Consider the following 10,335-nt stretch of genomic DNA (forward strand, 5'->3'; position numbering starts at 1 on the left):
AATTGGATTATCATCAACGAGTGCCCACACAGATTGATAGGTTTATATTGTTAAAGAGCTTTGCTTTTCGAGAAGTTTTTCTCTCAAAGCGGAGGTGCATTCTAGCGATTTGGTTGTTAGTGTCAAACACTTTTTCAACTAATTTTCGTAGAAGCTTTTTACCTCTCCGACTCTGCTGAAGCCTTATCGCGTCTGCCGTGTCGGTGGATGCGCATTATAGGGAGAAGAATTTCTTTGGCAATACTAAAAATGCATTTTTTCTAAAAAAACATGCCAAATGGACACTTTCCACTCAACATCTAAATTCGTCTCAATTAACACCCAGCATTTCTACAGAATACTCACAAAAAACTGTGGATAACTACTCATCACTGTCAAAGAAATAGGATATTCGCGAGCGTGGGTTTAGGTACTCTTTTATCTTATCTGGCAATTTAGATGGATGAATCGCATTTACGATCCTCAAATCTTTCGATGCAAGCTCAATGATGGGAGCTTGAGTTCTTGGCACTGATGGGTCGTAAACCAGAACATTTGGAAATAGCAGGTTTGAAGCGTTCACTGAGATGACCAATCCCACCATATTATTAGATAACTGGACAACCGTGCCAGGAGGGAAGACGCCCATGAACTTGATCAGAATATTAAGGTTTTCTTCTTTATATAGGTGTTTACAGTTTTTATATAAATGAGAAAGGGCGGTGTATGGGATTTTCTGTTCTGAAGCGATCGGTGTATGGCACAAATTATCAAATGCATTTGCCACTATGACAATTTGAGCCAATTCATCAATTTCATCCCCTTTAAGACCCTCAGGATAACCGGAGCCATCTCTTAACTCATGATGCTGAGCAATCACGGTTTTAGCTGGTTCAGGAAAACCTTCGATCTGATTCGCGAGATCCAAACCATATTTAGTATGTAACTTTAGGTAGTTGGTTTCTGGCTCGGTTAATGGCACTTGCTTTCTTAATATAGCGGTAGGGATTTTGATCTTACCCATATCATGAAACAGAGCAGCGAAAGAGAGCTCTTTTAGTTGCTTGGCAGAATACCCTTTCGCACGCCCAATCATCATGGCAATAACCGCAACGTTTAGAGAATGGAAATAGATATCTTCAAATTCGTTTTTGCCGTTCATTAGATGAAGCGTGACATTATCATCGCACATCAACTTCTCAACAATGTCTTCTATTAACAGTTGAGCTTCATCAACAGCGGCAGTTGGGCGGTTACGAATTTTCGTCATGACTGATCGCATCCGCGCAAGTGAGCGCTCAAACTCTTTCTCACACTGAATCACTCGTCGACGATATGCACTGAGCTTTTCAATTCGTTTCTGTTTTTCTTGCCACAGTTTTTGCGTTTCTAGATCCAACGATTCATTGCTTGTTGTGCTGTCCGTTTGGATTTGATTGACGGGCAATGGTGCGGTGTCGCTTTGTTCGGGATTAAAGTACACGAACTTTACACCGAGATGACGAATCATCTCGATCTGTTCCTGGTCTTTAATTTTAAAGCTATTGAGTAGGAAGGGGTGATCGTTCCACTTTAGCGGAAGGCGGATATGTAATCCCGGCTGAATACGATCCACTGTAAGTTTAATTGCTGCCACTTTTTCACTACTATTAAGTTTTCACGATAAACCAAGAATAGTAGTAGATTCTGTAAATAAATTCATCAATAAGAACTCACAAGTGCGAGTCATTCGCGTTAAGAACCAATGTGTTGTTCATAATTTGAATCAAGCTCATACCTGAGTATCAATCAGAGTCTTGTTTTAATACTCGATCCGCATGACGCAGTTTCAGCTTGGCTTCGAAGACAGGTTTTTCTATGTGCTCCTGTTTTTTTACTAACCCGATTAACGTTTGCACAGCCGCTCGCGCCATATCACTAATAGGGAAATGCACAGCAGATACCGTCGGGTACAAACTTTCACATAGGTCTACACTGTCAAAACTGGTTAAAGAGATTTGCTCCGGCACCGAAATTTTATGCTCATGAAGATATTGCATCGCCCCAACCGTCATTTCTTCGCTGCATGAAAATACAGCAGTTACCTCTGGGTGACGTTTCAAAATGGAAGCCATCGCATCATAACCGCTTTGTCTGCCGTAATTCCCTTCTTCACACCAACTTTCATCAATGTCGATACCAGCTGTTTTCATTGCATCAACATAGCCAAGCTTTCTGAGCAAACTATTGTGACGTAGGGATGGCCCGGTAATACAGGCAATGTTTTTATGGCCACCAGCGATTAAGTGCTCAACAGCGATACGACTTGCATGGTGGTGATTAAACGTAATGCAGCGCTCTTCAATCCCTTCAACATAACGATCGAGAAGCACAAAAGGCGTAGGAAGTTTTGCTAACTCACGTAGATCATCATCGGATAAATAGCGACTATGCAGAACATAGCCATCGCAACGAAGATCGTTGAAGCGCTGAATCGCTTCTTTCTCTCCTTCAGCAGAATGATGGCCTTGCGCAGTGATGAGAAACTTCTTATGAATGTCCAATTCCGTTTGCACTTGCTCCATCATTTCACCGAAAAATCCACCGGTGTAATAAGTCACCAACAAACCGACCATATTACTTGACGATGTTGCAAGAGAACGGGCGATCGCACTTGGACGGTAATTCAATTGCGCCATGGCTTGTTCTACTTTTTTTCTAGTTTCTTCACGAAACTTTCCTTCCCCATTAATGATGCGAGAAACGGTAGAACGATTTACACCGGCGAGTTCGGCGACATCTTTAATCCTTGCCATAATGCTAATGAATCCAACTGCTAATAAATAATGAATGTTTTAATTCGAAAAATGGCTGCCAGCAATTCGTAAGGTGACTATAGGGGTCGAATCTGGCAGCCTTAATCATACACCTACAACTTGGCTGGTAGAAACGAGTGCGGAGTAATCCGTGACGGCTATACCATGCTGCGCCAATTGCTCTTTTAGAATGGGAGATGTGAGCACTTGTAGCTCTAACTCTCTTTGCAGTGCATAGCCACTTTTCATAATAAGGGGCTGGTCGGCATAAGCAGGATGACACATCACCTCTACCACATCGTAATTCTCTTTTAAGCTCAGAAGGTGTTGCATTAATCCGTCCAAACTTACCTTTTGATCGTAAAACTCATCGGAAAAGAAATAGCTTGTCGTCATTGGTTGGTGACAGATACCACTCCCGCGAAGTGGCACGCGGTGCTCTTTCGCGAGTTTCTGAACAATAGGAAGAATCTGGGGATGCGTATGAGCATGATGATGACTATCAAGGTGGCTGAGCGTTAGTCCAAGTGACAAGAAGTGATCAATTTGAGCTTTAGCTTCATCGTAAACCGCTTGAGCTTCAAAATCTTGCTTGTTCCACAATTCACTGTATTTGACGAAATGCGTTCTACCATTGGTTAAGTTTGGGTGCTCCGTGAGAGGAGCACCTGCTGTAAACCGTAGATGTACGCCAATTTTTAAGTCTGGATTTTGATGAGCTAACTCGATTGCATTCTGCTCGGCATCCATCCCTACCATCATAGTAGTCGATTTCACGACACCATCTTGATGGGACTTTACAATGCCGTTATTAACACCTTGAGTCAGACCAAAATCGTCCGCATTAAAAATGACTTTCATTGACGCTCTTCCTTAGTATTACAACGCTGTAAGTTTAAATTGAGGCAAATAAGGCGCATTAACCGCTAACAGCTCATCCAATATCGCTTTCGCTCGACCAATGTCTGGCACCAAAGGATTATTCGTTAATGCCATTAATGCTTTGTCGTAGTTACCTTCAACAGCGGCTTCTATCGTCAACTGCTCATAAGCTTTCACTTGATGCAGTAGTCCTTTGATGTTGTTTGATAGCTCACCAACAGCAAGTGGTTTTGCTCCCCAACTACCAATCACTGCACTGCATTCAATCACGGCGTCATCCGGTAGACCATTGATCGCGCCGTTGTTTAAGACGTTTACGACATGAATGCTGTTACGGTTGTTATAAATAGAGTCGACGAGATTGAGTGACGCATCTGAGTAATACGCTCCCCCTCGCTCTTCCAACTCTTTCGGTTTGTGGTCTAAGTTCGGATCTTGATAGAGCTTAAACAATGCGTTTTCGGTTTCCATGACTTGCTCTGCGCGAGTCCCTTTTTCACCTGCGCTCTGCTTTTCTTCTGCCAACATAGCGTCTGTTTGGTAAAAATAGCGATGATAAGGACAAGGAATCGCACCAAGCGCTTTTAGAAATGCCGGATCCCACGGCTCTTCCCAAATGTTCTTCATACTGAAGTTAGCGCCATCTCCGACTTTCTCTAAGACGGTTTGAGTGATGTCTTCGCCTTTCAGCCACGCTTTGTGTACCCAGACCAGATGATTTAGACCTGCAAACTCCAACTGTAGCTCTTTAGGCTCGCAATCCATCATCTCTGCAATCATCATTTCCATTGAGACGGGTACATTACATAAGCCGATACTTTTGACTTTAGTATGCTTACTCACCGCTTCTGAGACGAGACCAGCAGGGTTCGTAAAGTTGAGCATCCAAGCGTTTGGCGCCAACTCTTCAATGTCTTTACAGATATCAAGAATGACCGGAATGGTTCTCAGTGCTTTAGCAAATCCGCCAGGGCCTGTGGTTTCTTGTCCGATCACATCGTATTTGATAGGAATTCTTTCATCGTTTGCTCGAGCAGCAAGCCCGCCAACACGGAATTGAGTCATGACAAAGTCAGCGCCTTTGATCGCAGCACGGCGGTCAAAATCCGCTTTAATTTCAATATCCGCGCCCGCTTTATCGACCATCCGCTGAGCCAAGCCTTTGATGATTTCTAGCTTTTCCGCGCCGGATTCTATGTCCACAAAGTGAATCTGTTTAACTGGCAAGTAATCCAAGCGTTTGATTACCCCTTCAACCAATTCCGGAGTATAGCTACTGCCACCACCAATAATGGCAAGTTTGATCGCCTCTCTAGACATAATGATTTCCTTACTTGTTCGCGAGTTGCTTGTTCAAAGCGACAATCTCAACAGCCATTTCTTGCGCTAGAATCGTTGTCATTAAATGATCTTGAGCGTGCACCATAACCAGAGTCATCGGCACTTTGCCCTCCCCCTGATCTTCTTCGATCAATTGCGTCTGAATTAAATGCGCCTTGTTAATGCACTCTCTGGCTTGCAACAATTTCTCTTCTGCTGCTTCAAATTTTTGCTCTCTCGCCAAACGGAGCGCTTCATAACTTAAACTTCTGGCTTCACCCGCATTGCAGATGATTTCCATTACAACCAGTTCTTGTTCCATTTTCTCTCTCCAAAAATATGGGCTGCTTGGTAAAACAGCCCATTCATAATTAAGCGGTTACGCCTTCACCAGCAGGTTGTTCTGCCTGTTTCGTTTCTTTGGTTGTTGGTAGTTCTTGCTCAAGCATTTGCTTCTCAAACATTTTGAAGAATGGGAAGTAGATAAGAAGGTCAAGAATCAACAGCCCCACTACGAGCAGTACCGGAGAAAACGTCCAGCCGCTTCCCCAAGACGCACCAATAATTGCCGGCGTCGTCCATGGCGTAGTAGCTACACCCATACCTACGAAGCCAAGGTGCACAGCAAAGTAAGCAATCGTTGCGTTAATTACTGGAGCAAAAACAAATGGGATGAACAATGTTGGGTTCATTACGATTGGGCTACCAAAAATCACTGGTTCATTAATTTGGAAGAAGCCAGGAACCGCACTCATTCGGCCGATACTCTTTAGGTGAACAGAGCGGCTAAATGACATCAGTAGAACCAACGCTAACGTCGCACCAGAACCACCAATGAAGATATAGAAGTCCCAGAACGGCTGAGTGAAGATATTCGGAACAGGTTGCCCAGCAACAAATGCGTCGATGTTTCCACTGATGTTTGTTAGAAAGATTGGCGATAGAAGGCCAACCACAATCGCGGCACCATGAATCCCTGCAAACCAAAGTAATTGACACATGAGTAGTGCACCAATGATGGCAGGCAAAGTATTTGATGCGCTGATTAATGGCTTGAACATCGCCATAACTGCATCAGGAATCAACATGTCGTATTGGGTTTGAACGAAGATGCTTAATGGATAAAGCGTGACAAACACAGCTAGAACAGGCAGTAACACCTCGAAAGAACGCGCGATCGCAGGTGGCACCTGCTCTGGCATGCGAATCGTGATGTTGTGCTTTTTCATAAATCGATACAGCTCAACAGCAAAGAAGGCACACATTACTGCAGTGAAGATCCCTGTACCGCCCATGTGTTTCATCGCTAACGTGCCATCTTGAGCTGGTGCGGCCACCAGCAAGAAACACATTAAAGATAAAACCGCGCTAGTGATCCCATCCATTTTGTACGCTTTCGCCAGACTGTAGGCGACACCGAGCGACACGAAGATGGTCATGATCCCCATCGACATATTGAAAGGCATCATAATAGTGTCAAAGTGAGTGGTAGCAAAGTCGAGCCAAAGACGACCAAAGGTAAACGTCGTATCTTCAGCAAATGGTGGAAATGCAAAAATCAAAATGAAACTGCCCACGATGATAAACGGCATAGCGACAATAAAACCATCTCTCATTGCGCGAACGTGGGGTTGATTACCCACTTTTGCGGCGATAGGGGCTATATGCTTTTCGACTGTTCCTATAATCGCGTCATAAAGCTTCATAGAGTCCATCCTTATTTCAGACAAAATAATCCCGCATCAAATATTTATATTTGATGAACAATTTTCTTTTATTTCAAATTATTGGCTTAGTTAATTAATTCTAATGCTTGTTCTAGTACTTCGTCCCCTTTCATCATTCCATATGCTTGGGGAGATATCGCATCGATATTTTTTCCGTACTCTTGCGCTGTTTTTCTTAACTCTTCCAGTTGAAAACGTACCTGAGGACCTAGTAAACAAACGTCATACTCTTTAATCGCCTCTTCAAATGCATTCACTGACATCGCATCAATTTTGCATTCAATTCCTTTAATTTCAGCAGCTTGCTCCATTTTCTTAACAAGCATACTGGTCGACATCCCTGCGCTACAGCATAAAAGGATCTTTTTCATAGCCTTACTCCCGTTGTGTAAATTTCAACCTGCAAAAACTGTAGCAAAAATAATCAGCACAAAAAAGCGCAACCGGTTGCGTTATTCGTGAACAGAATCTCACTTTAGAAAATAAGGTCTATTTTTTAATAATTATTTAGGTCTAGGATAAAAGTCAGAGAATTAAGGAAGATTACGAATTTACATTTACAACTATCAATATATTACTACTGACAACGTCATTATTAATTTCGAAAAGGAATCGAAAATGAAATTAAATAAACTGGCTATTGCAACGCTTGTAAGTGCCGCTCTATCTCAATATGCATTTGCCCAAACTGACACCAAAGGAACCATTTATCTGACGTTTGATGATGGCCCAATCAACGCCTCAATTGACGTCATTAATGTGCTAAATCAAGAAGAAGTAAAAGCGACGTTTTACTTTAATGCGTGGCACCTAGATGGTATTGGTGATGAAAACGAAGACAGAGCGTTAGAGGCACTAAAACTGGCGTTGGATAGCGGCCACATCGTCGCAAACCACAGTTATGACCATATGGTTCACAACTGTGTTGAAGAATTTGGCCCAAACAGTGCGGCAGAATGTAATGCAACGGGTGATCACCAGATCAACTCTTATCAAGATCCTGCCTACGATGCCTCGATGTTTGCAGAAAACTTGTCAGTACTAGAAAAATATTTGCCGAACATCACGAGCTACCCAAACTATAAAGCGAATGAGTTTGCTCGTTTGCCATATACCAATGGTTGGCGCGTCACTAAAGACTTCAAAGCAGACGGCTTATGTGCCACGTCCGATGATCTTAAACCTTGGGAGCCAGGCTATGCATGTGATACGGCAAACCCATCTAACAGTGTAAAAGCAGCCATCGCGGTTCAAAATATCCTAGCGAATAATGGCTATCAAACTCACGGTTGGGATGTGGATTGGGCCCCTGAAAACTGGGGCATTGCGATGCCAGCAAACAGCCTTACAGAAGCTGAACCATTCCTTGGGTATGTCGATTCCGCGCTAAATACTTGTGCGCCTACGACAATTAACCCTATCAACTCCAAAGCACAAGAGTTCCCATGTGGTACACCTTTGCATGCCGATAAAGTTATTGTGCTAACTCACGAATTCCTGTTTGAAGACGGTAAACGTGGCATGGGTGCAACTCAAAACCTACCGAAGCTCGCGAAGTTTATCCAGCTAGCCAAACAGGCTGGTTATGTCTTCGATACCATGGATAACTACACACCGAACTGGCAAGTTGGTAACAACTACAGCGCCGGCGACTACGTTCTACACCTCGGTACGGTATATCAAGCAGTAACAAGCCATACAGCGCAACAAGATTGGGCTCCATCACCAACATCTAGCTTGTGGACGAATGCGGATCCAGCAACTAATTGGACTCAGAATGTTTCATACAAACAAGGCGATGTGGTGACTTATCAAGGTTTGCGTTACCTAGTTAATGTACCGCACGTATCTCAAGCAGACTGGACTCCAAACTCACAGAACACCTTGTTCACAGCTCTATAAGCTGTTCCCTACTATCATCATGTAGTAGTTTGCGCGAGGCATACCCCTCGCGCTTTTTTCTTTTGAAACGCGGAAAATCGGTATTCAACTCGAATCTCCAAACACACGTAAATCTAAGCGCATCTTCCCCAAACGACGAAAGGCCGCTATAAAAGCGACCTTTCTATGTATGGTACTGATAAGTGAGGGGACTGGACTTGCGTCCAACTGGGCAGACACTCCTGACGCCACGCTGGATTTGAATTTACAAACGCCAGAAACAACAAAGCCCCGACTTTCGTCGAGGCTTTGTCTTGGAATATGGTACCGGTGGGCGGACTTGAACCGCCACGCCCGAAGGCAACGGATTTTGAATCAAATTTAGCGGAGCTAAATGCGTGTATAAACAATCACTTGAAGTCATTTCCACACCAGAATCCTTGGTAACTTATCGGCATGAAATGCACTGTCAAATAACGCAAGCAGAAACCCATCTAACCATCGCGTTTGTCCATAGTTCGCCAAGAAACTCTCAACTAACTACAGCTGAAATAGACGATTCCATCAATCCATATGAATCATAGTGTTACGAGATAATGGAAACGGATTTTGAATACAAAATCAGCAAGGCTGATCCGTGTATAAACAATCACTTAAAGTCATTTTCACACCAGAATCCATGGTAACTTATCGGCATGAAATGCACTGTCAGATAACGCAAGCAGAAACCCATCTAACCATCGCGTTTGTCCATAGTTCGCCACGGAAGTTTCGAAATAGATATACACTCACCATCGGCAGTTGTATTGAGCCCCCTGAACAACTTCCATATTATGATTATCCGGTCATCACTGATAGTAAGTGTACTGCACTCTTACCTTTTGCATGGCTTGAGACTTCCCCACCTTAAAACTCACTCCATGAAGCTAAACTATGACTCGCTTTTTGAAAATGCATAATGACTATTGAACCCATCAATCAATATGTGGGATTATTTTCACTGAAATAAGCATTAAATTCAGAATGATAATAAAAGGCTAGAATAAATGATTGAATTTGCAGTTCATCCAAATGTCTATTCTACGGGTCGTCTAACCGGATTAAGACCCATTCTTGAAGACATGTGGATAAGGAACTTAACACCAGGTAATGGGACAATATTCATCGTATCAGGTTTCTCAAACTACAACGGTGGAGCTCGATTCTATAAATCACTAAAAGAACATACTGAAGCTGGGGGATCTGTAGTAGCTATTTTGGGTGGTAGTACCAGTCAACGCCTATCAAGTAAACAAGTCGTCGATGCGCTACTTGAATGTGGCGCTGCAGTATACCTGATTAATCGAAAGCGCTTACTTCATGCCAAGTGCTATGGCGTTCTTACTAACGATGGTTATCAAGCGGCAACGATAAGCTCGGGTAACTTCACAGGTCCGGGGTTATCACAAAACATTGAAGCATCAGTTTATTTAGATCACGCAACATTACACGCAAGTAATTTCAATTGGAACCACTTCATACATGAACTACTCGATCAAAATTGGCAATATCATCAGTGTACGTTAAACACTCCATATGCTCCATTTTGGAATCTTCTCTATGATGAATCCCCTCACAATATTCAAATAGGTGAGGATGAACAAGAAACACTGATTGTATCCTTGGTGCCAACCGATACGAATAGAATTCAAGCGAGGAGAGGGGAAAGAGCCGGATTGGGTAGCCAATACTTTTGGCTCAGTAAGGATTGT

General features: G+C 43.1%; 9 protein-coding genes. 2 read left to right on the top strand and 7 right to left on the bottom strand.

Annotated elements, in window-relative coordinates; genetic code table 11:
- Positions 1 to 361: 361 nt before the first annotated feature.
- The 7 genes from ACF8CV_RS06060 to ACF8CV_RS06090 form a co-directional block, all read right to left on the bottom strand.
- Positions 362 to 1,615, bottom strand: a complete 1,254-nt coding sequence (locus tag ACF8CV_RS06060; RefSeq protein ID WP_005497344.1) for an HD-GYP domain-containing protein — start codon at positions 1,613 to 1,615, stop codon at positions 362 to 364.
- Positions 1,616 to 1,763: 148 nt separating this feature from the next.
- Positions 1,764 to 2,774: a LacI family DNA-binding transcriptional regulator gene (locus ACF8CV_RS06065; protein ID WP_138938641.1), complete on the bottom strand. Its 1,011-nt coding sequence runs from the start codon at positions 2,772 to 2,774 to the stop codon at positions 1,764 to 1,766.
- A gap of 105 nt (positions 2,775 to 2,879) precedes the next feature.
- Positions 2,880 to 3,635 (bottom strand): chitin disaccharide deacetylase, encoded by a 756-nt coding sequence (gene chbG / locus ACF8CV_RS06070; protein ID WP_020835361.1) that lies wholly within the window; start codon positions 3,633 to 3,635, stop codon positions 2,880 to 2,882.
- An 18-nt stretch (positions 3,636 to 3,653) separates the two neighbouring features.
- The gene (locus tag ACF8CV_RS06075; RefSeq protein ID WP_015297302.1) at positions 3,654 to 4,976 is read right to left on the bottom strand and encodes a 6-phospho-beta-glucosidase; all 1,323 of its coding nucleotides are present in this window, start codon (positions 4,974 to 4,976) and stop codon (positions 3,654 to 3,656) included.
- A gap of 10 nt (positions 4,977 to 4,986) precedes the next feature.
- Positions 4,987 to 5,298 (bottom strand): PTS lactose/cellobiose transporter subunit IIA, encoded by a 312-nt coding sequence (locus ACF8CV_RS06080; protein ID WP_005461092.1) that lies wholly within the window; start codon positions 5,296 to 5,298, stop codon positions 4,987 to 4,989.
- A gap of 49 nt (positions 5,299 to 5,347) precedes the next feature.
- The gene (locus ACF8CV_RS06085) at positions 5,348 to 6,682 is read right to left on the bottom strand and encodes a PTS sugar transporter subunit IIC (protein ID WP_015297303.1); all 1,335 of its coding nucleotides are present in this window, start codon (positions 6,680 to 6,682) and stop codon (positions 5,348 to 5,350) included.
- A gap of 86 nt (positions 6,683 to 6,768) precedes the next feature.
- Positions 6,769 to 7,074: a PTS sugar transporter subunit IIB gene (locus ACF8CV_RS06090; RefSeq protein ID WP_005478850.1), complete on the bottom strand. Its 306-nt coding sequence runs from the start codon at positions 7,072 to 7,074 to the stop codon at positions 6,769 to 6,771.
- A 247-nt stretch (positions 7,075 to 7,321) separates the two neighbouring features.
- Here ACF8CV_RS06090 and cod point away from each other — a divergent pair, with 247 nt between their 5' ends.
- A complete protein-coding gene (gene cod / locus ACF8CV_RS06095) occupies positions 7,322 to 8,605 on the top strand; it encodes a chitin oligosaccharide deacetylase (protein WP_005478836.1) in 1,284 nt (427 codons plus the stop codon).
- Positions 8,606 to 9,630: 1,025 nt separating this feature from the next.
- A partial coding sequence (locus ACF8CV_RS06100) for a hypothetical protein (protein WP_392416283.1) occupies positions 9,631 to 10,335 on the top strand: 705 nt, incomplete at its 3' end.

The organism is Vibrio sp. zbq_1 (assembly GCF_043102935.1).
Taxonomy (GTDB): Bacteria; Pseudomonadota; Gammaproteobacteria; order Enterobacterales; family Vibrionaceae; genus Vibrio; species Vibrio parahaemolyticus.